We start from the raw sequence: 26,158 nt of genomic DNA, 5'->3' as shown, positions 1-26,158 counted from the left end.
GTGAGTTTTTATCCCACATGCGAAGCGTACAGTAATATGGCGCTTGATGAACGCTTTGATGCGGTCACGCCCGATGACGTGCGAAGAGTGCTGGATGGCACAAGCTGCAACGAGGATGATTTCATCACTCTTATGAGCCCAGCGGCCAAGCCTCTGCTCGAAGAGATGGCGCAGAAGGCCAGCCAATTGACATTGCAGCACTTCGGACGGACCATTCACCTGTTCACTCCGCTGTATCTCTCGAACTACTGTGCCAACCATTGCGTCTATTGCGGCTTCAATGCCCGCAACAAGATTCCCCGCTCCCAGCTCGACTATGAGCAGTTGGAGGTCGAAGCCAAGGCCATTGCCAAAACAGGGTTGAAGCATCTGCTCATCCTCACTGGTGAATCACGAGCCAAGGCATCCCCCGACTATCTGGAAGGGTGTATGGATGTCCTGCGTAAATATTTCCCCTCTGTATCCATAGAGATATACGCCATGGAAGAGGCGGAGTATGCGCGAATGGTCGAGGCAGGTGCTGACGGCCTGACCATCTATCAGGAAACCTACGATGAAGCGCTCTATGAAACGCTGCACCCGCGTGGGCCGAAGAAGGACTTTCGGTTCCGTCTGGATGCGCCGGAGCGTGGATGCAAGGCCGGGATGCGCGTGGTCAATATCGGCGCACTTCTCGGGCTGGGTGACTGGCGCCGGGATGCCGTGATTACCGCCATGCATGCGGCCTACCTGATGAAGAAGTATCCGGAAACGGATATCTCCGCCTCCTTGCCGCGCATGCGTCCGCATGCCGGGGAGTTCCAGCCGACGACCATCGTGTCGGATAGCGACATGGTTCAGTTCATGGTGGCCCTGCGCATTTTTCTGCCTCGACTGGGGATCACGGTTTCCACTCGGGAGTCGGCAGAATTTCGCGATAATATCCTGCCGCTTGGCGTCACCAAGATGTCGGCTGGCGTGACCACGGAAGTCGGCGGCCATACGCAGGACGGCGACAAAGTCGGCCAGTTCGATATCAGTGATGATCGCACGGTCGAGCAAATGAGCACGGCCCTTCGCATGCGCGGCTATCAGCCGGTCTTCAAGGACTGGGAGCCGATCGCCCTGACGGAGGACGGTCAATGAACCGGACCGAGCAAGGCATAGCTCACTATCTAGGGGAAGAGCGTCTGCGCTATCTCCAGACGGTTACCGTCGGCATTGCCGGATGTGGCGGGCTGGGTTCCAACTGTGCCATGCACCTCGTGCGCAGCGGTTTCAGGCGCTTTGTACTTGTCGATGATGACAGTATCGAGCCGTCCAACCTGAATCGTCAGGCGTATGCAGCAGAACAGGTCGGTCGCCTCAAGGCCGAAGCCCTGCGCGACAACATGCGCTCCGTGAATCCTGACGTCGATATCAAGGTCCGCATCGAGCATGCGACAGGTGATTCCATGGTTGAGTTGTTCATCCAGTGCGACGTTATTGTCGAGGCGTTTGATGGAGTCGAAAGTAAAAAGGCTCTCGTGGAACAGTTTATCTCAACGGACAAGGTCATTGTGACTGCATCCGGCATCGGTGGATATGGAGATACTGACGCTTTGTGCTCGCGTCAGGTACGCGAGAATCTCTATATGATCGGGGACATGCAGACCGTCTGCAATGCGGAGCAGCCTCCGCTTTCTCCTCGGGTCGGCATCGCGGCGGCCAAGCAGGCTGATGCTGTGTTGAGTCACTATCTGCAACAATATGAGAATCAGGGAGGCGTGAAATGAGCGCTCGCGAAATAACCCGTCAGAACATTCTCGATACGGATATCTATTGCCTGACTGCGGAGAAGTTCTCTTTGGGACGGTCCAATGTCGATGTCGTCCGCACCATGCTCGAAAACGGCATCAAGCTGGTTCAGTACAGGGAAAAAGAGAAAAAGACCGGGATCATGTACGAGGAATGTCTGGCTATTCGGAAGATGACCCGAGAGGCCGGAGCAGCATTTATCGTCAACGATGACATCGACCTCGCCATGATGGTGGAAGCCGACGGCGTGCATATCGGGCAGGAGGATTATCCTGTCTCTGCCGTGCGTCGTTTGGTCGGTGAAAAAATGGCCATCGGGCTTTCCACCCATGCCCCGGAAGAGGCCAGAAAAGCCGTTGCAGATGGTGCCGATTACATTGGTGTCGGGCCGATCTTCAAGACCTTCACCAAGGAAGACGTCGTTGATCCGGTGGGATTTGAATATCTTGAGTATGTTGTCGGCAATCTCGATATCCCCTTTGTCGCCATCGGCGGTATCAAGGAACACAATGTGGCCGATGTTGTCTCTCGTGGAGCCAGGTGTGTGGCGCTGGTTACGGAAATAGTCGGAGCCGAGGACATCGGCGCCACCATTCGTCAAGTGCGCAATGCCATGGGCACGGCCAAATAACATAATAAATACCGGGCTGATCCGAGTCGAAGTGTTCAGCCCTCAAGGAGAAATCATGGAATATACCACTCAGATGGACGCGGCCCGCAAAGGCATCGTCACCCCGCAGATGGAAACCGTTGCCCGCAAGGAAAATATCCGTGTGGAAGACCTCATGGAACGTATGGCAAAAGGGACTGTCATTATCCCGGCCAACAAAAAGCATACGAGCCTCGATGCCGAAGCTGTGGGCGAAGGCATGCGTACCAAGCTCAACGTCAACCTTGGCATTTCCAAGGATTGTTGCAGCATTGAACCGGAAATGGCAAAAGTCCAGGCCGCTCTTGATCTCAAGGCCGAAGCCATCATGGACTTGAGCTGCTACGGAAAGACGCAGGAATTTCGCCAGCGTTTGGTGGAGATGTCTCCGGCCATGATCGGCACGGTACCCATTTACGATGCTGTAGGTTTTTACGACAAGAATCTGCAGGATATCACCGTGGATGAATTTTTCGACGTGGTTCAGAAGCATGTTGAAGACGGCGTCGACTTCCTGACCATTCACTGCGGCCTGAACAGGCACACCGCCGAGAAGGTCAAGCAGGGCGGACGTCTGACCAACATCGTTTCCCGTGGCGGTTCGCTGCTGTTCACCTGGATGGAAATCAACAATGCCGAGAATCCGTTCTACGAGCATTTCGATCGTCTGCTCGACATCTGCGAAGAGTACGATGTCACCCTCAGCCTCGGTGACGGCTGCCGTCCCGGTTGCCTGCACGACGCCACTGATGCGTGTCAAGTGGAAGAGCTGATCACCCTGGGCGAGCTGACCAAGCGCGCTTGGGAGCGCAACGTGCAGGTCATGATCGAAGGTCCGGGCCACATGGCCATGAACGAGATCGCCGGTAACATGATGATGGAAAAACGTCTGTGCCACGGCGCACCGTTCTACGTGCTCGGTCCGTTGGTCACTGATGTGGCTCCCGGTTACGATCACATCACTTCTGCCATTGGTGGCGCCATTGCGGCCATGAATGGGGCGGACTTCCTGTGCTACGTCACTCCGGCTGAACATCTTCGTCTGCCGACGCTGGAAGACATGAAGGAAGGCATCATCGCGACCCGTATCGCCGCTCATGCCGCCGATGTCGCTAAGGGCCTTCCCGGCGCTCGTGACTGGGATGACAAGATGTCCAAAGCCCGTGCCGCTCTCGACTGGGAAGAGATGTTTAATCTGGCCATGGATCCGGTCAAGCCCCGCGAGTACCGTGAATCCTCCAAGCCTGAGCATGAAGATTCCTGCACCATGTGCGGTAAAATGTGTGCTGTGCGCAACATGAACCGCGTTCTGGAAGGAAAGGATATCCAGCTGGACGATTAGTCCTCGCTGTTTATTGATAAAAAAAGCCCCGACGCTCTGTGCGCCGGGGCTTTTCTTTTTGGGGTTTTATTCTGGCTAATCCTTGTAACCACTGCCGATTGCTGAAAAGGGGAGATCAAGGTTCAACTCCGGTACCTGCTTGATAACCCACGCCGTGAATGTGTTGCTGTTTGGCCCGGGGAAGGCCTTGTACTTCATGGCCCACGGGTAGGAGCGTGCCGCAGCGTCGATCTTTGCAATCATTGAGTCCACCCCGGGACCGCGATGGTCTGCCAGAAGCTCAGGGGCCTCACCAAACCAGTAGCGGTCAGGAGCATCCCGCTCAATACGGACCAGAGGCAAGCCCTGTCGCTGACGCCAGCCGACCACTTCATAGACGGTGTAGCTGTCCTCGCCGGTCTCCTTGGCCGCTATCCATGTGTGCACGGCAAATATCCCACGCCAGCCCCAAGTAGACGCGGCATAGACTTGAACCACCGCTTCCGGCGTCGAGGCAGGGTCCGGTGCGATTCCGGCCGGCTCCCTGCTGGCCGTACGCCAGTCCCCGTTCGAGCACCCAGCCACGGCAAAAAAAGATGCCATTATCAGGCATAGTGCTTTTATAAATCTGTTTCTCATGATTGCTGTCTCTTGGAAAAATATTAAAGTGAATGAGACTCGTCCCAACATCCTGTCATGCGATGCTGCGATGGTATTTCTAAGACGATTTCGATCATATCGTAATTGTCTTTGCAGTGCCAGACACAGCACTTTGCTTACTGCTGAAATCAAAGAGGTCGTAACTATGGAGATGATGCTCTCTATGATTTTCTGGCAGGAAGAGCTTTCGATGAATAATATAAGTCGCGTTTTTTACCGAGGGAAGAGAGGCCAAAGTGATTTTCTGCGGCATAGACTCGGTTGTGCAAACTGATCTGATGGAGAGTGGGGGGAAAGGATAAAAGGGTGTGTTTGATCGGATGGAGGCAGACTGATCAGGTTGATGAGCCTACAAGCATCAAAAAAAAGGCTTACAGATTTATTCTGTAAGCCTTTGATTTTCTTGGTAGCGGGGATAGGACTTGAACCTATGGCCTTCGGGTTATGAGCCCGAAAGGTTCAAGTTGCATCACGTATTATTGAGTTGCTTTGTGCCTTATTTTGTTTGACAATTTTACATTGCTTGTTATTCTGTGTTTCGTCAAGTTGTACTGATTTAGCTCTCTGGTGAGTATCCGGTGAGTATCCATTTTTGAACTGCGAGAATCAGAGTGGCGAAAGAGAAGATAACAAAGCGAATGCTGACCAGTATCGAGCTTGGGAAGCGTAGGTATATTTATGACACTGAGCTTTCAGGCTTTGGTGTTCATGTTGGCGTAAAGGCCATTTCGTTTTTCATTCAGTACCGACATGGCTATGGCCGAAAGAGTAAGGTCAGGCGCACCAATATTGGGCGCTTTGGTCCTCTGACTGTTGAGCAAGCGAGGGATAAGGCGCAGCAGCTTTTAGCGAAGGTTGTCCAGGGTGAAGACGTTGCTCAAAAGCGGCAGAAGGAATTGCCAGTCCCTACATTCTCTTTACTGTGGAAAGCATATGTTGCAGCCCGCCCAGGGTTGAAAGGCCTTACCACTGATGAGAATAGGTTTAAAAAGCATCTCAAGCCTCGATTCGGTGAAATACTTCCCACTGAGCTCAAGCCAGTGCATGTTGATCGCTTATGTCTCTCAATGCAGGAAACTCATAAGCCTGGAACCGTAAAGAATGCCCTTGAGCTCCTGCGGCGACTCGTCAACTTCGGCGTTAAGCAACAGCTATTCCCTCCGCTTGGCTTCGTGATCCAGTTGCCACAGGTGGATAACGTCAAAACGGAAGATCTTACCTCAGCACAATTGAAGCGGCTGTGGAAGGCCATTGAAGAGTCGGAAGACATTCAGGCCGCAAATATGATGCGTTTGGTCTTGTATACTGGAATGCGGCGTGGTGAGCTCTTCCGGTTGAAGTGGGATCATATTGATGAAGATCGGGGCTTTATTCGCCTTGTTGATCCCAAGGGGGGGATTGAGAGCAAAATCCCTCTTAACAGTGCGGCAAGAGATTTGCTGGAGAACCATCCAAAGTTGGGGGATAGCGAGTACGTTTTTCCTGGGCGTGGTGGTAGGCAACGAGTTGATGTTACGAAACAGGTAAATAAGATCAAGAAAACGGCGAAGCTGCCCAAAGGTTTTAGGGCGTTGCACGGGTTGCGACATGTGTATGCTTCAATGTTGGCTTCATCTGGTTCTGTGGACATGTATACATTACAAAAACTGTTGACCCATAAGAGTCCTAACATGACTCAAAGGTATGCTCATTTACGGGATGATGCTCTTAAGGCGGCGTCTGAGGTTGCTAGTAATCTTGTCCAGAAAAGTAAAAGGTCGTAGTGGTTGGTGCTTTTAGATATGTGGTTGTTTGTTTTTTTAACATCGAGTATCAACTTTCATTGCGTTGTCAGTTTTTAGCTTGTTTTTGATTTTCAAGGATGCCTGATGATATCTCACCTTAAAAGCGGATTTAGAAATGCGATAGACGATGTTCAGTACCTGTGTGCTAACGAACAAACGACAGTCTATGGGTTAGGTCTTGCTGTTGCTGCTGTTGCTCTTGGAGGGCCAGTCGATTTTACTCCTCTCTTTGCTGGCGCTGGAGTTTCTACAGTTTTTAATCGTTTAGTCTGTCTTCAGTCTGGAAAAACAACCAGTGAAGAATTTGCTGCTAGTATTGACCGTGATTTTAACAATTTGGCCATAAAGAATGATTTCCTTTTTTTACTAGAAGCAATTAGCGGAGTAAAAGGTGCCCCTTTTACGCGAGGAGAACTGGCAAAACTTGTTAATGAGTATCTGGACAGTGCAGTTATTGAGGTTGAGCGGGCTGGGGATAGGGATCTGATTCTGAAGATAGCAGGCGAGGTTGCAGAGTTAAGGGTGGTCAATAATCAGTTGTTATTTGAGCTAAGCCTTTCCGAACAAACTGAAAAATATGGTAAGTTGGTTAATGACCTTATAGAGTATAATGGTCTTCCTCGTAGGCCGGGCTCTGGTCAAGTCATTCGAAATTTCGTTCAATCGTCAAATCTTTTAGAGAATCTTAGGAGCCTTTGAGGTGTAGCATGGGAAAAGACATTCGGACTATAACGAATCCATATGAGTACAATTCTCATAAGCTTGATAAGAATTCTTTTGTTGGTAGAAGTCAGAATATTAGAGATTTTTATGGATTGATTGATGATTTTAATGAAAACGGCAAAATCCCAAATGTAATCGTTACTGGTGAAAAGTCTATCGGAAAATCATCTCTTATTCACCAGTTCTCAAAATATATACAAAGCGCAAGATTTTTTGTTTTTAATAGAGAGTTGTCTGGAAATATATCAGAATATCAACTGGTAAAAGAAATTTTTGACAAAGTATATACTGAGGTGGCCCCTGTAGATAAAACGTGTCTCAGTTCTTATCAGCAAGAAATATGGTTTACATTAACAGAAGCGTTTGAGAACCATAAGTCATCTTTTATGGATCGGGAAATACGTTTCGCTACTAGTTATTGGAAGCATGCTGAAGGAAAGGGAGGGGATTTAGATTATAACACGCTCTTGGCAGATTTTCGTAAAATTGTTGGAGCGTTAAAAGAGGTGGGGTACAAAGGAGTAGCGATTTTTATTGATGAATTTCAAGAGTTGGCAAGTAATCCCCGTTTAATATCATTACTGCGTCAATTGACTGAAGATATGGATGATTTTTTAGTCGTGGGTGCGGGGCTTCCAGTTGTACTCTCAAATAATCATTTCGATAAGTTTCGTCGAACATCAAAAGTACAAAGTCTTGTAGGGCTTTCCCGAGAAGTGGCCTCGGAAAACTGGACCACTCGATAAGGTGGACATAAACTGCCCGAAGGAGGCAATTCATGTCCAAGACGAGAAAACGTTTCAGCGCGGAATTCAAAGCCCGAGTCGCCCTGGATGCCCTGTCCGGGGAACACACCCTGTCGGAACTCGCCAGCAAGTACGGCGTACACCCCAATCAGGTTTCCCAGTGGAAGAAGCAGGCCAAGGAAGGGATCGTGGCGTCCTTTTCAGGCAAGGCCGTCGGCCGTCAGGATAACGGGGCCCAGATCAAGGAGCTTCACGCCAAGATTGGCCAGCTCACGGTGGAGAAGGATTTTTTGCAACAAGCCTTCGCCAAAATTTGAGCTGTGAGCGAAGGCGAGAGGTGGTCGACAAGACTCACCCCGAGCTCAGTATCCGGCGGCAATGCCGAATTCTCAAGCTGTACCGATCGACGTACTACTACGAACCGATCGGCGAATCTCCGGCCAACCTGGCCCTTATGCGCCGAATCGATGAGTTGTTTATGGAGCTGCCGTTTTTCGGTTCCAGACAGATGCGTAATACCCTACGAGACGAAGGGCAAAGGGTCGGTCGTGAACGGGTACGACGTCTGATGCGTAAAATGGGCCTGATGGCGATTTACCAAAAGCCAAAGACAAGCCATCCGCATCCGCAACATAAGACGTATCCGTATTTGCTGCGGCACAAGGCGATTACGAAGCCCAATCAGGTTTGGTGTGCCGACATCACGTATATCCCCATGACACGCGGCTTCTTATACCTTGTGGCGGTCATGGACTGGCACAGTCGGGCCGTCCTGTCGTGGAGGCTCTCAAACACGATGGATGCTGATTTCTGCGTGTCTGCCTTGGAAGAAGCCCTGAATCGTTATGGGGTGCCGGAAATCTTCAACACCGACCAGGGATCACAGTTCACCAGCTACGAGTTCACACGGACGCTCAGAGAGGCTGGAATTCGTATCTCCATGGACGGTCGAGGCCGATGGATGGATAATGTGATGATCGAGCGTCTGTGGCGTTCGTTGAAATATGAATGTGCTTACCTGCGTGAGATGGGAACCGGAAGCGAACTGCGGCAAGCCTTGGCTTGGTGGTTCGATTTCTACAACAATCGACGTCCGCATTTTGCTTTTGACGGCAAGAAGCCGATGGAGATATATCAGAACCGTTCCAGGCCAGAGGGGGTACCCCCTCTGGCCTGGAACGAAAGAGCGGCGTAGCTCGTAAACGTGTCCACCTTAAAATCGTCGCTCAGTGGTCCGAAGAACCGAGGCCACTTCTAAGAACGTATTCGCCGTGCAGGTAAAAAAATCAAAAAAGAAAAAGGAGTTACCGCCACAGACCTAGACATCGGATTCCGTGTTCTCAAAATTGATTCAAGCAACATGGCGGACATTTACTACCGCCCAGATAAATTCACCCAAGATATGGTTGCCCAAATGCAGGGCAACATCAAAACTGACAGGTCACCCGAAGACCTCCTCTTCCAAGTCCTCCTTGATTGGGGCGTCGACCTAACCCTGCCTGTCGGCAGAGAGACCATCAAAGGCAACGAGGTCTTCTTCGTGGATGGGAATGCCCTTGCCGCTTGTTTCGCCAAGAATGGAGAAGTCACCGAAGATTTCTGCAAGGAGTTGGCAAAGCGTGAACCGCTCCGGATAGTCTTCCGTGATGCCGGGTTCAAAGATGACAGCGTCAAGATTAATATCCAACAGATATTCAAGCTCATGAGCCCGCACACCGAAGTGAAGACCATTTAAGGACGGCTCAAATGAAACTCCAATTCAAAAAACAGGCCTACCAAACCAGGGCCGTCGATGCAGTCGTGGACTGCTTCAAAGGACAGCCAGACACCTCGGGCATCCAATACCGCATTGATCCCGGATATTCGAAGAAAAAGGCGCCCCAACTTGAAAGTGCCGGTTTCAAGAACGCTGACATAGCCCTCACAGACGCACAAATTCTTAAAAATATCCAAGAGGTCCAGCGGCTCCAAAATCTTCCCCAGTCCAGTGCATTGATCCAAAATGCCATTTCCCCCCTGAACCTGGACATCGAGATGGAAACGGGTACTGGCAAGACCTACTGCTACATCAAAACAATCTTCGAGATGAACAAGCTGTACAGCTGGACAAAGTTCATCATCGTGGTGCCGAGCATCGCCATCCGTGAAGGTGTCGATAAATCCTTTGAAATCACAGCTGATCACTTCCAGGAAATATACGGGAAAAAGATCAAGTCTTTCATCTACAACTCCAAACAACTCCACAACCTGGAGAGCTTTTCATCTGACGCCGGTATCAACGTCATGATCATCAACGTCCAGGCCTTCAATGCCAGGGGCAAGGACAACCGTCGCATCTATGAAGAGCTGGACGATTTCCAGAGCCGCCGCCCCATCGACGTCATCAAGGCGAACAGGCCTATCCTGATTCTTGACGAGCCTCAAAAAATGGAAGGGAGAAACACCCTGAATTCCCTCAAGGAGTTCAACCCGCTTTTCATCCTCCGCTATTCGGCGACCCACAAGACCCAGCACAACAAGGTACATCGCCTGGACGCACTGGATGCCTACAACCAAAAGCTAGTTAAAAAAATAGCCGTCCGTGGAATTTCCGTAAAAGGGCTGACCGGGACTAACGCTTACCTGTATCTGGAAAGCATTGAAGTTTCTCGTCAGGCACCGGTGGCCCGAATCGAAATCGAGATACAGGAAACCAGTGGCATCAAGCGCAAAATCAAGAAGTTTGGTAAAGGCGATAACCTTTACGACCTATCCGGGGGACTGGACCAGTACAGAGGGTTCGTCATCGCTGATATCAACGCCATCACGGACACGGTGGAATTCACCAACGGCCATCAACTGACCGCAGGAGAAGCCACCGGCGACGTGAACGAAATGGCCTTGCGAAGAATCCAAATCCGGGAAGCCATCAAGGCCCACTTCGAAAAGGAACAACGACTTTTCCAGCAAGGCATCAAGGTCCTGACGCTCTTCTTCATCGACGAGGTGGCCAAGTACCGCCTCTACACCGAATTAGGTGAAGAGCGAGGTGAATACGCCATGATTTTCGAGGAGGAATACGAAGCCACTCTTGCCGAGTTGAAACGGGACCTCCTTCTGAACGAGAAATACAGAAAACACCTGGATAGCATCCCTGTCAGCAGAACGCACAACGGCTACTTCTCCATCGACAAGAAGGGAAGGATGGTCGACGCCCTTTCTACTACGCAAAGTGAGCGAATTGAAAGCACAGACCAAAGCGCCTACGACCTGATCCTCAAGGCCAAGGAACAACTCCTTTCATTCCAGGAACCGACCCGTTTTATCTTCTCGCACTCCGCACTGCGTGAAGGCTGGGACAACCCCAACGTCTTCGTCATCTGCACACTGAAACACAGCGACAACACCATATCCAGACGCCAGGAAGTCGGCCGTGGACTCCGCATCGCCGTCAACCAGCTTGGGGAACGCCAGGACAATCCGGCGACCGTCCATCAGACTAACGTCCTCACCGTTGTTGCCAGCGAGAGCTACAAGGACTTCGTAACCGCCCTGCAACGAGATATCAGCGAATCTCTTTCCGAACGCCCAAGGGTGGCGAATGCAGATTACTTCGAAGGCAAGATCCTGCCTGGTGATGGCGGAAACATCGAAGTTACGCCTAAAATGGCCAAGCAGATATACCGCTACCTAGTCAAAAATGATTACACCGATGACAATGACAACATCGCCCAGCCCTATTTCGAGGCTGTGAAGGATGGGACTTTGGCACCTCTCCCTGATGAGCTACAGCCATACAAGGGCCAAGTCTTTCAGCTGATCGACAGCGTATACAGTGATGCGAAACTGCCGCAGGTTGAGAACGACCGAGGCAACAAGTGCAACCCCCTGAATTCCAACTTCGAAAAGAAGGAATTCAAGGAACTCTGGAATCGAATTAATCGCAAAGCGGCATACACGGTACACTTCGACAGTGCGGAGTTGATCGAAAAGTGTGTGGCCACCCTCAACGCCGAGTTAAACGTCACCCCACTTCAATACACCATCCAGCACGGCATCCAGGCAGATGAAATCAACCACGATCAGATGAAATCCGGAGAAAGTTTCAAGGTTGTCGAAACATCGACGGAAAACAGCACCATATCTGTCCACTCCGCCGTGAAGTACGACCTGATAGGAAAAATCGTCGATAATGTTCAGCTGACCAGAAGGACGGTGGCCACCATCCTGGCCGACCTGAAGAAACCCGTTTTCGCCCTGTTTAGAACGAACCCTGAAAGCTTCATTTCCGAAGTCTCACGTCACATCCAGGAGCAAAAAGCCACAGTCATCATCGAGCACTTGAGCTACGATGCAACGGCAGAAACTCACGACATCGACATCTTCACTGATGCTCAATCCAAGCAGGACTTCAGCAAGGCCGGCCATCCGCTGAAGCGCCATATCTACGATTACGTCATCACCGACTCAAAGGTTGAACGAACCTTTGTCGGAGAACTCGACACCAGCTCCGAAGTTGTTGTCTACGCCAAGCTTCCGAAGGGCTTTTCCATCCCTACCCCCGTAGGCAACTACAACCCAGACTGGGCAATTTCCTTCAAGGAAGGCGTGGTCAAGCATGTATACTTCGTCGCCGAGACCAAAGGATCGATGTCCAGCATGGAATTGCGAGAAGTTGAAGCAGTCAAAATCAAATGCGCCCGTAAATTCTTCGATGAGATCAACAGCAAAATCAATTCTGACAACGTCAAGTTTGACGTGGTCAATAGCTACAGCAAGCTTATGGAGGTCGTTGGAGGGCCTCCCAGGACTGGATAATCTCATTTAATCGAGGCCTCGACATCTTTCAGCACGACGAGATGAACGATGCCTTCACTTTCACCAATCGCGTGCAGCAAGACCTCTCACGCAAGGCGTTCGAGGTGACATTTATTAAAACCACGGGAACTGACAATGGCCATTGAACTGATAAGCAAAATCAACAGCCAGTTACAACCTCGAAAAGCATAAAACGCACGAACAAGGATAGTGTCCAAATGAAAATATCACAGGTTAAAATTGCAAACTTTCGAGGCTACAAAGAAGAGATATCCATTGATTTGAACAACTTGACTGTGTTTGTTGGAAAAAATGATGTTGGTAAATCAACTGTCCTTGAGGTGCTTGATGTGTTCTTCAATGAAGGCAAGGGGGTCATAAAACTGGATAAGGAAGACATCAACAAACAGGGTCTTGCTGAGGGGAATAGTGCTATCTGCATTGCTGTTGTTTTTGAGGAATTGCCGACCAGTTTGGTAATTGACAGTACAAATGCAACAACGCTTCAAGATGAGTATTTGCTAAATAGACAAGGCAAACTGGAGATCCTAAAAACCTACCCTAATGCTGGAAAGGAAAAGGTATCTGTAAAGGCTTATCATCCCTCGAACCCAGATTGTGCTGATTTGCTACTCAAAAAGCAAAAAGATTTGCAAGCGATCATTAGGAAAGAATCGATTCCCTGTGATGATGAAAAGAAAAATGCCGTCATGCGCAAAGCCATTTGGTCGCATTATTCGGATGAACTCCAACTTAGCGATGTTGAAATAGATGTAACCAAAGAAGACGCAAAGAACATTTGGGATCAGCTAAAAAATTATATGCCTCTGTATTCTCTCTTTCAGTCTGATCGAAAGAATAGTGATGGCGACAGCGAAATTCAAGACCCCATGAAACTGGCTGTTCAAGAAATATTGAAGGGCACATCTATTCAAGATTCGCTCAATCAAATTGCAATGGAAGTTGACTCCAAACTTAAAGAAGTCGCTGGTCGAACGCTGGAAAAACTGAAAGAGATGAACCCAGAAATTGCAAACAGCCTGAATCCGGTCTTCCCTCCTGCGGAGGCTCTGAAATGGGCTGATGTTTTTAAAAATGTCTCTATTTCAGGCGATGAAGATATCCCTATCAACAAGCGTGGAAGCGGTGTGAAAAGGCTTATTTTACTAAATTTTTTCAGAGCTGAAGCCGAGAGAAGAAAAACTGAAAAAAATGTTCCTGACATCATATACGCAATTGAGGAACCAGAAACATCACAGCACCCTGATCATCAGAAAAAACTCATTGATGCTTTTATTGAGATGTCTAAAGGCCAATACACCCAGCTCATTTTGACGACTCATAGCCCTGCGATTGTCAAAATGTTGGATTTTGAACATTTGAAGTTAATCAAAGGTGAACAGATCAAAGAGGTTATCACTGTTGAAAGACATAATTTGCCTTACCCGTCACTCAACGAAGTAAACTTTCTTGCCTTCAATGAATCAGACGAAGGCTATCACAATGAGCTATATGGATACATTGAGAGCGAAGGATGGCTTTCTGATTTCAAAGATGGCAAGCTAACAAGGTCATATACACGACTTATGCGGACTGGGCAGACACAGCAAGAGCAAAAAATTCTCAGCGAGTATATCCGCCATCAGATCCATCACCCTGAAAACGCCCATAATCAGAGATTCACAACCGAAGAACTACGGCAATCCATAAGTGAAATGCGAACATTTATCGTTGGGAAACAAAATGCTTAGCATCTTTCTTCCGTGCAATTCCGTGTTTGCCTTGGTTCAAAACTCTGTGTCCATTGGTATGGATTCGTGGTTCCAAAATATTTTGTGTCTTTGGAGACCTCTGCACGGCAAATCCCACACTTTTACTCTTTAACTATTTGATTTATTATGCTATTATTTCTCCATCCAAAGGAGGAAGGCATGGCTATTCGGCAGAAAGGACCTCGGTTGGGTGATTACTTCCTGGGGCACCGCAGAACCAAGACCACATTTCTGGATGAGATCAACGAACTCATCGACTGGCAGCCCATCAACGCCTTTCTGTGCAAGAAGATCAGGCGCAAGGCCAACGCCGTGGGCAATCCCGCCTATCCGCCTCTGGCGATGTTCAAGATTCTGCTCTTGCAGCGTTGGTACAACCTGAGTGATCCGGGCGTGGAGCAGGCGCTGCTCGACCGGCTCTCCTTTGTCAGATTTACCGGTTTTTCCATCGAGGACGACGTGCCGGACGAGACCACCATATGCCGTTTCCGTAACGGTTTGATCCGCCTGAAGGTGCTGGACTCCTTGCTCGACATGCTTAACCGCCAGCTTGAAGGACAAGGGCTTCTTGTCCGTGAGGGAGCCGTGGTGGACGCCTCGGTAGTCGAGTCGCAGCGGCGGCCGCGCAAGGTTATCGACGTGATGCCTGAGGACCGTTCCGAGGACGCCGAAGAACAGGATGGGCCGGTGGACTGCCGGGTCAGCTATTCGGATGACGAGGAGGCGGCCTGGCTCCGCAAGAGAAATCGGGCCTATTACGGCTACAAGCTCCATGCCGCGACGGACAGTCGAGACGGGTTTCTGCTCTGTGGTCACATCACTCCCGCGAACCATTCGGACACGGGCGAATTCGAGCGGCTCGTGAATGGCGTCGGCCTTGATCCCGGCGCACGGGTTTATGCGGACAAGGGCTATTGCAGCGGGAAGAACCGGGACATTCTGTTTGATCGCGATTTGGAGGACGGAACCATGGACAAGACGCCTCGTGGCGGCAGGCTGACAGACTTCGAAAAGACCCGCAACCGTGACATCAGCAGCATTCGGCAAATAGTCGAGCGGGCCTTCGGCACACTCAAACGTGGCTACGCATTCTTTCGGTCCCGATACGTGGGTCGTGAGAAGGTGGAGGGAGAGTTCCACATCCTCGCCATGGCGTTCAATTTGAAAAAAGCTGTTCGACTGGCGCGAGCCTGAAGGGAGAGGTGCGTCCAAAATCCGGCATTTCGGCCAGAAATGGCAGGAAAAGGCCGGGAATGAGCCCAAGCTGGGGTGCGGTCAGAACATCAAATTGGGTGCGGAGCGCAAGGCACGGACGCGAAAAGGGGATGCGCAGAGGTCTCCTTTGGTGTTTTCCTGGCTAGAAAAGGAAGCTCAATGAAAATCCTCCACACATCCGATTGGCATATCGGCCGCACCCTTTACGGCAGAAAACGCTACGAGGAGTTCGAGGCTTTTCTAACCTGGCTGGCTGAGACCATTCAGCAGAATGAAATTGATGCCTTGCTGGTGGCAGGTGATGTCTTTGACACCAGCGCTCCGAGCAATCGCGCCCAGGAGCTCTATTACCGGTTCCTGTGCCGGGTGGCCGCCTCATCCTGTCGGCATGTTGTCGTCGTCGCGGGCAACCACGATTCCCCATCCTTCCTCAATGCTCCCAAGGAGCTGCTCAAGGCCCTTGATGTCCACGTGGTCGGTAATAGCACCGCATCCCCGGAAGACGAAGTGCTGGTGCTCTGTAATGAGCAGGACGCTCCGGAATTGATTGTCTGCGCCGTGCCCTACCTCCGCGACAGGGATATCCGCGTGGCGGAAGCGGGTGAGAGCGTCGAGGACAAGGAGCGAAAATTGATTGACGGCATCCGCACTCATTACGCCACCGTCGGCACCTTGGCCGAACAGAAGCGCGAGGAACTCGGGGCCGATATTCCCATCGTTAGCACGGGGCATCTGTTCACCGCTGGTGGACAAACCATCGATGGTGATGGCGTGCGCGAACTCTATGTCGGCTCTCTGGCTCACGTGACAGCCGGGATTTTTCCAGCCTGCGTCAACTACCTGGCGCTTGGGCACCTCCATGTCCCGCAAAAGGTAAACGGCTACGAAACCATTCGGTACAGCGGCTCTCCTCTACCCTTGGGGTTCGGAGAGGCAAAACAGCAGAAGAGCGTTTGCCAGGTTGAGTTCCACAGCACGGCTGCATCGGTCCAGCTGATCGACGTACCGGTGTTTCAAAAGCTCGAGCGCATCAAGGGAGACTGGAAAGGCATCTCAAACCGCATCATTGAATTGTCGGCAACCGACTCCCAAGGCTGGCTCGAAGTCATTTACGACGGCACTGAGGTCATCAGCGACCTGCGTGAACGCCTGGAGGCTGCGATTTCCAGCACCCAAATGGAAATTCTCCGGATAAAGAACAACCGCATCATCAACAGTGTGCTTGGACAAATTCATGAAGAGGAAACACTCGACGATCTGAACGTGGACGACGTGTTCGAACGATGCCTCGCCGTTCATAACGTGTCCGAAGAGCAACGGCCGGAGCTGCTTCGGGCCTACCAGGAAACAGTCACGTCTCTCTATGAAGACGATGTGCAGGCGGAATAGAGAGGCTGTCGATGAGAATACTGCAGGTACGCTTTAAGAATCTAAACTCACTGGTCGGCGAATGGCAAATCGACCTGATGCATCCGGCCTTCGCGTCTGACGGCATCTTCGCCATCACCGGTCCCACCGGCGCGGGGAAAACCACCATCCTCGATGCTATTTGCCTCGCCCTTTACGGGCGGACGCCGCGCTTGAACAAGGTCACCAAGAGCGGAAATGAAATCATGTCCCGCCAGACCGGCGAATGCTTTGCCGAGGCGACCTTCGAAACCCAGACCGGGCGTTACCGCTGTCACTGGAGCCAACACCGGGCACGCAAGAAGCCGGATGGCGAACTCCAAGCTCCAAAACACGAAATCGCCAATGCCGATTCCGGCGATATCTTTGAATCCAAGATCAGAGGTGTAGCCAACCAGATCGAGTCGGCTACCGGCATGGACTTTCATCGTTTCACCCGTTCCATGTTACTGGCCCAGGGTGGCTTCGCCGCATTCCTTCAAGCGGCACAGGATGATCGGGCTCCGATTCTGGAGCAGATAACGGGCACAGAAATCTACAGCAAGATATCCATCCGTGTCCATGAACGTCAGCGCGAGGAGCGGGACAAGCTGAACCTGCTCCTGGCTGATACTGCAGGCATCGTGATTCTTGAGCCGGAGCAGGAACAAGAGATTGGACAGGCACTCGAGACAAAGCAAAACGAAGAGACAGACCTTGCGGCTAAATCTTCTGAGACCGGGAAAGCCATTACTTGGCTCACCACCATCAATGGGTTGAAGAAGGAAATCGGCGACCTGGCTGACGAGGCGCGCAAGCTGCAAAGCGATATCGAGGCGTTCAAGCCGGATCGTGAAAAGCTGGGCCGGGCTTTGAATGCCGCCTCACTGGACGGCGCATACGCGACGCTCACCGCCACCCGTAAGCAGCAGACGGATGACAGAACTGCATTGAAAACCGAAGTAGATGCTCTTCCTGAAATCGAATCCTCCGCAAAGGAACAGGCCGGGATACTGAAATCGGCTGAGCAACAAACCGCCAGGGCAAAAGAAGAGCTGAAAGCGGCCGCGCTTACATTGCAGAAGGTTCGCTCCCTGGATCAGAAACTTGCCGATCAGAAAAAAGCTGTTTTGGAAGGTGATGAGGGCTGCAAGAAGGACGCTGCAAAGATTGATGCAGACAAAAAAGCCCGGCTCGAAGAGCAGGAAAAACGATCCAAGGCTCATGAGACGCTAGAGCTTGTGGGCGGCTACATCAAGGATCATGCACAGGATGAATGGTTGATTAGGGGTCTGACTGGGGTTGAAGAGCAGTTGAGCGGCCTGCTCTCCAAACAAAATGAAATCGTTCAAAAGGAGGCCGCTCAAGAAACGGCCAAGACGGCTCTGGAACTGGCGGCAACGTCACTCGGTGACCGTCAAAAACAATCAGGCATTCGGAAGCAGGAACTGGAGGGTGCCTCAAAACATCTTCAGCAGGGCAAGGATGCCTTGAGCCAACTGCTGGGAGACCGCTTATTGCGGGAATACCGCACCGAGAAGGAAACCCTGCTGCGTGAAATGGCCTTCTTGACAAAAATTGCGGAGCTTGAAGATCACCGGGCAAAGCTGGAAGACGGCAACCCCTGTCCTCTTTGCGGCGCAATCGAACACCCCTTCGCGGAAGGGAATGTCCCTGTCCCCGATGAAACCGAACAAAAGATCAACGCCCTGACCAGGCTGATCAGCAAAGCCGAGAATCAGGAAGCCTCCATCAAGAGACTCGAAGAAGCTGAAAGCCTGGCCCGAAAAAAACTGGCAGAGGCTGAAAATCTAGATTCAGCAGCAGTTAATGACAAGAAGGCTGCCGAGAAAGCTCTGGCCGAGGTGAAGGACGGCCTAGTGAAACTGCGTACCGATTTTGCGCAGCGCAGGCAAGCAGTCACTACGAAACTCCAGCCGCTTGGTATTGCGGACATCCCTGAAACGGACATTTCATCACTGATCGAATCACTTAAGAAGCGGCTGGAGGCGTGGCAGGCCCAGGTCAAGAACAAGGCGGACATCGAGAAACAGATTGCCGATATCGACAGCGAGGTGAAGCGGCAGGATGCGGTTATCGAAACTCAAAGCACCGCCCTGACCGAAAAGCTGGAACGCCTGGCGACCTTGAAAAAAGAACTCGCCACCGGAAGTGAAGAGCGTACTGCACTGTACAGCAACAAGAATCCTGACGATGAAGAGCGCCGTTTAAACAAGGCGATTTCTGATGCCGAAGGTGCCGAAAAGCAAGCCAGAGAACGGCACAATGAGCTCCAACAAAACTGGAATACCACGAAGGCCCACGTCGAATCTCTTAAGAAACGCATCGACCAACGAGAACCCGAACTGACAAGGCTGGAAAATGAATTCGCCACAGCACTCGCGCCCGTTGGCTTTTCAAATGAAGAACAGTTCCTGGCGGCCATATTGCCTTCTGAAGGTCGGACTGAGTTGACGGCCACGGCCAAGGGTCTGGATGAGCGTCAAGCAGACCTGAAAGCCAGACAGAAGGATCGGGATACGCGCCTGGCCACGGAACTGGCCCGCAAGATCACCGACAAGTCGCTGGAAGAGCTTGAGCCCCAACTCAAGGAACACGAGGAAGCCCTGAAAGAGCTGCGTGACATCATTGCCGGTCTCAAGCACAAGCTAAGTGAGAATACAGCTGCAAAAGAGCGGATAAAGGAAAAGCAGGTGTAAAGTCCCCTTTCATAGGGCCAGTTAACGGTAGAGACTCCCGGCAGTTTTCGGGGGGTTGCCCAGAGGGTAGGGGGTACCCCCTGCCCTTTGGGCAGCAAAATTTATCGGCGACATATTCCCCAGGGATTCATGAGGACGTTCCTCGTTGTACTCACGGATAAAGTCCTCCGTAATGGCCCGAACTTCGCTCAGGCTGTTGAACACGTACAAATCAAGCACTTCTTCTCTGTAGGTTCGGTTGAACCGCTCGATGTATGAGTTCTGGGTGGGTTTGCCAGGCTGAATGAACTCCAGATTCACGCCATGCGATTCGGCCCAGGCCGCCATGACAGTCCCCGAGAACTCTGGACCATTGTCCATTCGCAACCTCTCGGGATAGCCGCCACGCTCTTCGGCTACCCGATCCAGCACCCTTACCACTCGTCCTGCTGGCATATTGGTATCGATCTCCACGGCCAAGGCCTCACGGTTGTAATCATCTACAGCGTTGAAAGTCCTGAAGACGCGACCGCTGTAAAGCGTGTCCCGCATGAAATCTATCGACCAGCAATAGTTTGGCGCAAGCGGTTGGGCCACTGCCGTCCGAGAGGCTTGCGGAAGCCGCTTCTTGGCCTTGCGCTTCAGGTTCATTTTCAAGAGGCAGTAAACCCTCCAGACCTTCTTGTGGTTCCAGGGCTTGTCCTGCTGTCGAAGGACGTTGAAAAGCTTACTGAAGCCCCATGTAGGCTTTTTCTCGGCCAGTTCAGTCAAGGCTGCGATGACATCGCTGTCGTCCCGCGGATGCGGCTTGTAGGCGTAGTAGCTCCTACTGATGCCCATGGCCGCGCATGCCTTGCGCAAGCTCAACTCAAACGCGTTGACCATGTGCATGACAAATTCCTTGCGTTGAACTGGCCTCAGAGTTTTTTTTCGATCACATCCTTGAGCGCCATGTTTTCCAGGCTGAGGTCGGCGAACATCTGCTTGAGCTTACGGTTCTCCGTTTCGAGATCCTTCATCCGTTGGATATCGGATGCCTCCATGCCGCCATACTTTGACTTCCACTTGTAGTACGTGGCGCTGCTCACGCCGTGCTCGCGGCAGACATCGACGACAGTTCGTCCGCCTTCCACTGCCTTCAGGATCTTGACGATCTGGTACTCGCTGAACTTCGATTTACGCATGCAAAACTCCTGTCCCATTTTGGGCCAGAAGTCTCTACTTGGCAATGGACCTACTTTACGGGGACTTTACACAGGCAGCTATCGAGTCGCAGAACAAAGAGTGCCGCAGGTGGGAAAACCTGCACGAATTAATCGGCTCCGCCGACGGTAAGAAGTACCGCAATTTTGCCCAGGGTCTGACCTTCGAGATGATGATTGGTCACGCCAACCGGCAATTGCAGAAAATGACTGACCGCTACTTGCTGGCCCGGGACGACGCCCAGCCCCTGGAGATCAACGTGGTCGACAACTATCAGGCTGGGGAGATACGGTCCACGAAGAATCTTTCCGGCGGGGAGAGCTTTATCGTCAGCCTGTCCCTGGCACTTGGGTTGTCCCATATGGCCAGTAAAAATGTCCGAGTGGATTCGCTGTTTCTGGATGAAGGCTTCGGCACCCTGGACGAGGAAGCCCTCGATACCGCCCTGGAAACCCTCGCAGGCCTGCAGCAGGACGGCAAGCTGATCGGCGTAATTTCGCATGTGCCCGCCTTGAAGGAGCGGATCAGCACACAGATCCAGGTAACGCCTCAAACCGGTGGCCGAAGCCAGATATCCGGGCCTGGATGCGGCAAGTTAACCCCAGTTTAACATTGGCCTTATAATCATTAAAAACAACAAACCAAGTTTTCTCCATGAGTGACAGCAAAATCGAACTTGACGAGTTAATAATTAATTCTCGCCCCCTCAAACGAGTGGGACCGCCCGAAGGGAATAAAAACGCCCAAAAGGCCAAAAACAAAGATGACGGCGTCAAGGTTAAAAAGAAGAAGGCCAAGACGACTTCCGGCGGCAATAGCAGGGAATATTGGATCAGAAGGCTGAAAAGAGACGCTCCCGAACATTTGGAGCTGCTCGAAAAAGGCGTGTACAAAACAGTTGCAGAAGCCGCCAAAAAGGCTGGTCTGAAAAAAATGCCGTCCTTTGGTTTGAAGCAATTGTTTAATAAAGTTGAACTGATGGGGATATCAGACCTTGAACATATAGCTTATCTTGCTGAATCAAAGTTCTCAGCTTTTGAACAAGATTCTATACAATACAAGGTAGCCAAAGCTCTTCATGAAAAGTTCTCAAAAGAAGCAATTAACGTCCTCTACATTCTAAAACACATTAAACACGACCGACCAAAACACTTTAAAGACGAAAAATTATTGTTGTACACTTCGGTGCGAAAAAAATTTTATAATTTCGGGCGAAAATTCAATTTTGAAATTTTTAGAAGCATTCGAAATCGCAATTACAAGATACGTAAAGGCCTTGAACTGCAAGACATAGTAAATATATATTACTCACATCTAGCAGGTGGCTATATGCATAGTGAATATAAATATTTTTTAAAACAGTTTTCTCTTCCCTACATCGATAAAATAATATTTCCTATCAGACATAAAAACACATGTGAAAAATCTATTGACCCAAAGAATTTAAAATGCCTCGAATTTACTTTCAAAAGAATGCCGATCAACATTGAACGTTTATTCCGTGATGTAATTCAGCCTGTCATCCTTGACGACCAAGGTATCAATGATTGCATCGTTCGCGTTGATTTCCATTCAGAAGTATTTGAGGAAATGCTGCGTCCCTGAACTAAAAAATCATTTAGTCCTTCAGAACTAGGCGTCTTCACCTCCAAACCTTCTACACATACTCCCATGACAACGGACAAAAACAAACTTGACAAACTAATCATTAATTGCCCCCCCCTTGGGAATGTCGGAGCCCCTATGGGGAATCAAAACGCCACAAAACACAAAGATGAAGGCGTCAAGATTGATAAGGATAAAATTAAAAAGTCACCTACAGGAAATAGTAGGGAGTATTGGATTGGTCGACTTAAACGGGATGCCCCAGCTCACTTGACGCTTCTACAGCGAGGAAAATATAAATCTGTCACTGAAGCCGCCAGAAAGGCAGGACTTAGGGGAAAACCTCCATTCAACCCTGAGCAAATATTAAAGAAAATAGAAAAGTTGGATTTTTTTGAGCTGGATAGTTTGCTTTACCTCGTTGAAACACGAATCAAATCTCTTGAAAACAAATGTACTGCACATGGGATAGCGAAAGCGCTTCATTGCAGACTTTCTCAAAAAAATAAAAACATCCTTTATGTTCTACTATATGATTCAAAATCCGCATATCACTATATGTCACAAGGCACAAAACTCATCAATTACACTAAAAAATTTTTTGATAAATGGGAATATGTAACTATAAAAAATGACATCGGAAATTATGAAAAGTATAATATTGCTCATGCGAACATTTTACAATTCAAACTTTACATAACTGGAAAAATAGAAGAAATAGACTATGTAAATTTTGTGAATAAAAATAATCTGCCACGAATACATAGAGCAATCATGCCTTACAACTATAAAAAATATTCCGGAGAACTATTGAATCCAAGAACTATAAAACTTCATGATTTCAACGAAGAAGAAAGCCACACCAACTCCGACTCCCTCTATTTCAATACAATACAGGATTTTCTCGATAAATGACAATTCAGTCACAGTATTACCAGCAAACGATTGGCCTCCTCCTGACTACATTGCGGTCAAGTGATAAAACGAGAAGAGGCCCCGAAGGGCCTCAAATCAGATCACGCAACGGGTGATGTTCCCTAGTCAGTGGTGTTCCGACTTTTAGCGCGTTGGTTTGCTCCCAGTGCCGCCCCTGGTGACAGGCGGGGACTTCCCGCCGCATATCACGGAACCGGTTCAGTCGACGATTCGACACGGCCAACCACGGCTCCGACGTTCCAATCAATCCCATGGCGGGCCTCCATACACCGTCACGCCCCGTATTCCCCCGTTCCTCCACGGCACGGTCACGGCCGTGTACCCCATCAAATAATGCCTGGTTGCGCCCAGCCTCCCAGGGCTTTTCTCGCCACTTGCTACGCACGCAAGGGCGGTAGGTGTGGGAATCCCCCGTTCACACATGCGGGTATCAGCATGCTTTGAAAATGTCACATTGATACTGCCTCCTTTTGGACCACCGACTTACCGCAATCCGTTTCCACGAATATACCACCGCCGCCACACGGGCCGCCACTGTCCAGCCAGGAAAAGCCCAAAGGGACATGAAATGAAAAAAAGGAGGGGGCAAGTGCGCCTCCCCCCATCCTTTGGACCACTGATCGGTCTTTTTAAGGTGGAGCCCGGCGTCCGAGTTTGTGCCTCCGAGGAGGCGGGTCGCCATAGCCGTTGTGGAGCGTAGCCCGTCCCCGTAGGGGCGGCCCGAAGGGCCGAGGGCGGAGCGGAGCAACGGCTACGAGCCAAGTCAATGAACATTCAAGTTGCCCCTGTATACGTCAGCGGGAGTTCTTTTGTCCAACGACGAATGACCGCGCTCCTCGTTGTAGTACCGAAAATAGCGCGTAAGCCCATGGTATAGCTCGATCCCATCACAGTACGCCCTGGGGTAAATATCCTCATATTTCACCGTCCACCACAGCCGCTCAATGAAGACGTTGTCGATTGCGCGACCTTTGCCGTCCATGCTGATTGCAATTCCCTTGCTCTGCAGAACTCCGGTAAATTCACGACTCGTGAACTGCGCTCCCTGGTCCGTGTTGAACACCTCCGGCGTAGAGATGCGCAAAGCCTTGTTGAGCGCATCCACGCAGAAAGAACTATCCATCGAGTTCGATAGCTCCCAAGCCAGCACGAAGCGGCTCCACCAGTCTATCACTGCCACCAGGTACAGAAAGCCGCGCTGCATGGGGATGTAGGTGATATCAGCGCTCCAGACTTGATTTTTTCGTTCAATGGCAACTCCTTTCAGCAGATAAGGAAACACGGGATGCTCCGGGTTGGGGACACTCGTATGCGGCCCTGGAGTAATGGCCTGCAAGCCCATCATCTGCATCAGTCGCTCAACCCGCTTGTGGTTGACCTGATGCCCTTGTGTCCTCAGCCAATCTGTCATGCGCGGCGAGCCGTAATCAGGCTGACGCAGGTACTGCTCGTCGATCAGACGCATCAGGGCCAAATTTTCATCGGATTCGGCTACAGGCTTGTAGTAAAATCCCGAACGGGAAATGCCTGCCAACTTGCATTGCCGCCGGATGGAATACTCCCGATCTGGTTTGATCCACTGGCGGCGCACCTCAAGCGGCAGGCTTACAACTTTTTTTCAAGCCACTTGATGTCCATCTTGAGCCGACCGATCTCCTCAAATAACGGTGCGGTTATCTCCTCCTGGCTTTTGGCTTTCTTGCCACTGGAAAAGATGTCATCGACATTCTCAAGGAGCTGCCGCTTCCACGTGGAAATCTGATTGGGGTGCACTTTGTACTCCGCAGCCAGTTGCGCAAGCGTCTTCACGCCACGAATCGCCTCAAGTGCGACCTTGGCCTTAAACTTGTCCGAATGTTTCCGTCTTTTGCTGCTCTTTGTCATGCGTCCTTCCTTATCGGTTTAAGGACGCTGACTCCACCTTAACCGGTGGTCCGAATTTCGGGGGAAAGCGCAGAGCTTCCCTTTTGCCCGGCCAGTCCAGGCGGTAACGCTCCTGCGGTCCTTCCACAATGTTGGTGGACAGCTCTTGTCTCAATAGATCGAAGTCGATGACTTTTTTCAGGTCGCCGTTTTCTCCTTCCACTTCCGTCACGCAGTTGGGGAATAACGCCGCTAGCTTTTCAACATTTTCTTCAGCGAAGTTGGGGCTGTGCATTTTCATTTTGTCCATTTGAGCTCTCCGGTATATCTGTCCGCAACCTCTAGAGTTGCAACTCGTCAATTTCCTGGTTCAGAAGGTTAAGCGTCCTGTTCATCTCAACCTTCCTGTTGAACTGTTTTTCTTTTTTCATGCGGGCTTCAAGCTGTTGAGCCGTACGCTCCTTGGCTTTCAGTTCGTCCACACGTGTAGCCAGCTCACCGAGCGATTCGCCTTTCCTGAGCGGCAAGGGGGCAATCCTCTTCAAGAGGGATTGGTACAATCCGTCCATGTTCAAGGCAACAGGCAATTCCGTAGGGGCGGCCTCTTCATCCGTCCATTCGGATTCGAAATAGCTGCCGACAACCCACTTGGATTTGTCAGCCTCACTGGGACGCTTGTAAGCGGCTGCATAGCGAGTTTTGCCGTTGTATCCCAACACGAAGAACAGGGGGGAAGGGATGGCCTTATCGATGGTCTGCAACACGTTCTGGGACAATGTGTCTAGCTTGAGGGCAATCGTTATGACCTGAATTTCCCGGACAACGCCATTGGCGGGGATATTGATCGTTTCCGGCGACAGTTTGTAGGCCCAGGTGATCTTTTCAACCTCCTGGACGAAACGGTCCTTCACCTTCTTCCCTGGCTTGGCAAAATCGTAAATTTTGCTTTTGGGCAGGACCCGACCGAAAGTGGCAGCCTTTGGGAAGTGATATAGGACTTTCATGCTTACTGCTCTTGGACAA

At 50.6% G+C, this 26,158-nt stretch carries 23 protein-coding genes; 17 read left to right on the top strand and 6 right to left on the bottom strand.

Features of this window, described 5'->3' with window-relative positions; genetic code table 11:
* From thiH to thiC, 4 genes are read left to right on the top strand one after another with little or no spacing between them, the layout of a single operon-like run.
* A complete protein-coding gene (thiH, locus tag DPRO_RS05780; RefSeq protein ID WP_097011196.1) occupies positions 1-1,125 on the top strand; it encodes a 2-iminoacetate synthase ThiH in 1,125 nt (374 codons plus the stop codon).
* Complete coding sequence (gene thiF / locus DPRO_RS05775; RefSeq protein ID WP_097011195.1) at positions 1,122-1,754, top strand: sulfur carrier protein ThiS adenylyltransferase ThiF; 633 nt, start codon at positions 1,122-1,124, stop codon at positions 1,752-1,754. The genes thiH and thiF overlap by 4 nt, the downstream gene beginning before the upstream one ends.
* Positions 1,751-2,407 (top strand): thiamine phosphate synthase, encoded by a 657-nt coding sequence (thiE, locus tag DPRO_RS05770; protein ID WP_097011194.1) that lies wholly within the window; start codon positions 1,751-1,753, stop codon positions 2,405-2,407. Before thiF ends, thiE begins: the two co-directional genes overlap by 4 nt.
* A 55-nt stretch (positions 2,408-2,462) precedes the next feature.
* On the top strand, positions 2,463-3,767 hold the full coding sequence (thiC, locus tag DPRO_RS05765; protein ID WP_097011193.1) for a phosphomethylpyrimidine synthase ThiC: 1,305 nt from the start codon (positions 2,463-2,465) through the stop codon (positions 3,765-3,767).
* Positions 3,768-3,842: 75 nt separating this feature from the next.
* Here thiC and DPRO_RS05760 read toward each other — a convergent pair whose 3' ends face one another.
* Positions 3,843-4,349 (bottom strand): DUF3750 domain-containing protein, encoded by a 507-nt coding sequence (locus tag DPRO_RS05760; RefSeq protein ID WP_232005714.1) that lies wholly within the window; start codon positions 4,347-4,349, stop codon positions 3,843-3,845.
* Between the two features lie 668 nt (positions 4,350-5,017).
* Here DPRO_RS05760 and DPRO_RS05755 point away from each other — a divergent pair.
* The 10 genes from DPRO_RS05755 (at position 5,018) to DPRO_RS05710 (ending at position 19,549) form a co-directional block, all read left to right on the top strand.
* Entirely contained in the window at positions 5,018-6,169 is a 1,152-nt protein-coding gene (locus DPRO_RS05755) for a site-specific integrase (protein WP_197706496.1), read from the top strand.
* A gap of 105 nt (positions 6,170-6,274) precedes the next feature.
* Entirely contained in the window at positions 6,275-6,889 is a 615-nt protein-coding gene (locus tag DPRO_RS05750; RefSeq protein ID WP_097011191.1) for a hypothetical protein, read from the top strand.
* 8 nt (positions 6,890-6,897) lie between these two features.
* Positions 6,898-7,659 (top strand): ATP-binding protein, encoded by a 762-nt coding sequence (locus tag DPRO_RS05745; RefSeq protein WP_097011190.1) that lies wholly within the window; start codon positions 6,898-6,900, stop codon positions 7,657-7,659.
* A 32-nt stretch (positions 7,660-7,691) separates the two neighbouring features.
* Positions 7,692-8,854 (top strand): IS3 family transposase gene (locus tag DPRO_RS05740; RefSeq protein WP_097010279.1). Its coding sequence is split into 2 segments (ribosomal slippage): positions 7,692-7,964 and positions 7,967-8,854, totalling 1,161 coding nucleotides; the frame shifts between segments, so codons are not numbered across the junction.
* A gap of 165 nt (positions 8,855-9,019) precedes the next feature.
* On the top strand, positions 9,020-9,394 hold the full coding sequence (locus tag DPRO_RS05735) for a hypothetical protein (RefSeq protein WP_197706495.1): 375 nt from the start codon (positions 9,020-9,022) through the stop codon (positions 9,392-9,394).
* A gap of 11 nt (positions 9,395-9,405) precedes the next feature.
* Complete coding sequence (locus tag DPRO_RS05730) at positions 9,406-12,456, top strand: type III restriction-modification system endonuclease (protein ID WP_097011188.1); 3,051 nt, start codon at positions 9,406-9,408, stop codon at positions 12,454-12,456.
* A 218-nt stretch (positions 12,457-12,674) separates the two neighbouring features.
* A complete protein-coding gene (locus DPRO_RS05725; RefSeq protein WP_097011187.1) occupies positions 12,675-14,207 on the top strand; it encodes an ATP-binding protein in 1,533 nt (510 codons plus the stop codon).
* Positions 14,208-14,354: 147 nt separating this feature from the next.
* Positions 14,355-15,422, top strand: coding sequence for an IS5 family transposase (locus tag DPRO_RS05720; RefSeq protein WP_097010253.1), 1,068 nt, complete (start codon positions 14,355-14,357; stop codon positions 15,420-15,422).
* Between the two features lie 180 nt (positions 15,423-15,602).
* The gene (locus tag DPRO_RS05715; protein ID WP_097011186.1) at positions 15,603-16,832 is read left to right on the top strand and encodes an exonuclease SbcCD subunit D C-terminal domain-containing protein; all 1,230 of its coding nucleotides are present in this window, start codon (positions 15,603-15,605) and stop codon (positions 16,830-16,832) included.
* Between the two features lie 11 nt (positions 16,833-16,843).
* Positions 16,844-19,549 (top strand): AAA family ATPase, encoded by a 2,706-nt coding sequence (locus DPRO_RS05710; protein WP_097011185.1) that lies wholly within the window; start codon positions 16,844-16,846, stop codon positions 19,547-19,549.
* A gap of 21 nt (positions 19,550-19,570) precedes the next feature.
* Here DPRO_RS05710 and DPRO_RS05705 read toward each other — a convergent pair.
* Positions 19,571-20,712, bottom strand: a protein-coding gene (locus DPRO_RS05705; RefSeq protein ID WP_097010305.1) for an IS3 family transposase whose coding sequence is annotated in 2 segments (ribosomal slippage) — positions 19,571-20,451 and positions 20,451-20,712 — 1,143 coding nt in all. Because the reading frame shifts where the segments join, the coding sequence is not laid out codon by codon here.
* A gap of 44 nt (positions 20,713-20,756) precedes the next feature.
* On the opposite strand from DPRO_RS05705, the gene DPRO_RS05700 reads away from it, so the two are divergent.
* The 3 genes from DPRO_RS05700 (at position 20,757) to DPRO_RS05690 (ending at position 23,251) form a co-directional block, all read left to right on the top strand.
* A complete protein-coding gene (locus tag DPRO_RS05700) occupies positions 20,757-21,341 on the top strand; it encodes an SbcC/MukB-like Walker B domain-containing protein (protein WP_097011184.1) in 585 nt (194 codons plus the stop codon).
* Between the two features lie 44 nt (positions 21,342-21,385).
* Entirely contained in the window at positions 21,386-22,336 is a 951-nt protein-coding gene (locus DPRO_RS05695; RefSeq protein WP_097011183.1) for a hypothetical protein, read from the top strand.
* Between the two features lie 66 nt (positions 22,337-22,402).
* The gene (locus DPRO_RS05690) at positions 22,403-23,251 is read left to right on the top strand and encodes a hypothetical protein (protein WP_097011182.1); all 849 of its coding nucleotides are present in this window, start codon (positions 22,403-22,405) and stop codon (positions 23,249-23,251) included.
* A 91-nt stretch (positions 23,252-23,342) separates the two neighbouring features.
* Here the strand turns inward: DPRO_RS05690 and DPRO_RS19950 are convergent, their stop codons facing one another.
* The 4 genes from DPRO_RS19950 to DPRO_RS05675 all read right to left on the bottom strand — a co-directional run bounded on the left by DPRO_RS19950 (position 23,343) and on the right by DPRO_RS05675 (position 26,139).
* Positions 23,343-23,657, bottom strand: a complete 315-nt coding sequence (locus DPRO_RS19950; RefSeq protein WP_157917376.1) for a hypothetical protein — start codon at positions 23,655-23,657, stop codon at positions 23,343-23,345.
* Between the two features lie 378 nt (positions 23,658-24,035).
* Positions 24,036-25,156, bottom strand: a protein-coding gene (locus DPRO_RS05685; protein WP_407681385.1) for an IS3 family transposase whose coding sequence is annotated in 2 segments (ribosomal slippage) — positions 24,036-24,878 and positions 24,881-25,156 — 1,119 coding nt in all. Because the reading frame shifts where the segments join, the coding sequence is not laid out codon by codon here.
* 10 nt (positions 25,157-25,166) lie between these two features.
* Complete coding sequence (locus tag DPRO_RS05680) at positions 25,167-25,445, bottom strand: hypothetical protein (protein WP_197706494.1); 279 nt, start codon at positions 25,443-25,445, stop codon at positions 25,167-25,169.
* Positions 25,446-25,476: 31 nt separating this feature from the next.
* Complete coding sequence (locus DPRO_RS05675; RefSeq protein ID WP_097011181.1) at positions 25,477-26,139, bottom strand: DUF4391 domain-containing protein; 663 nt, start codon at positions 26,137-26,139, stop codon at positions 25,477-25,479.
* Between the last annotated feature and the right edge of the window lie 19 nt (positions 26,140-26,158).

The organism is Pseudodesulfovibrio profundus, from assembly GCF_900217235.1.
GTDB classification, from domain to species: Bacteria; Desulfobacterota; Desulfovibrionia; order Desulfovibrionales; family Desulfovibrionaceae; genus Pseudodesulfovibrio; species Pseudodesulfovibrio profundus.
Note: the sequence above shows the minus strand (reverse complement) of the source record. Positions and strands in the feature narration are given on the sequence as shown.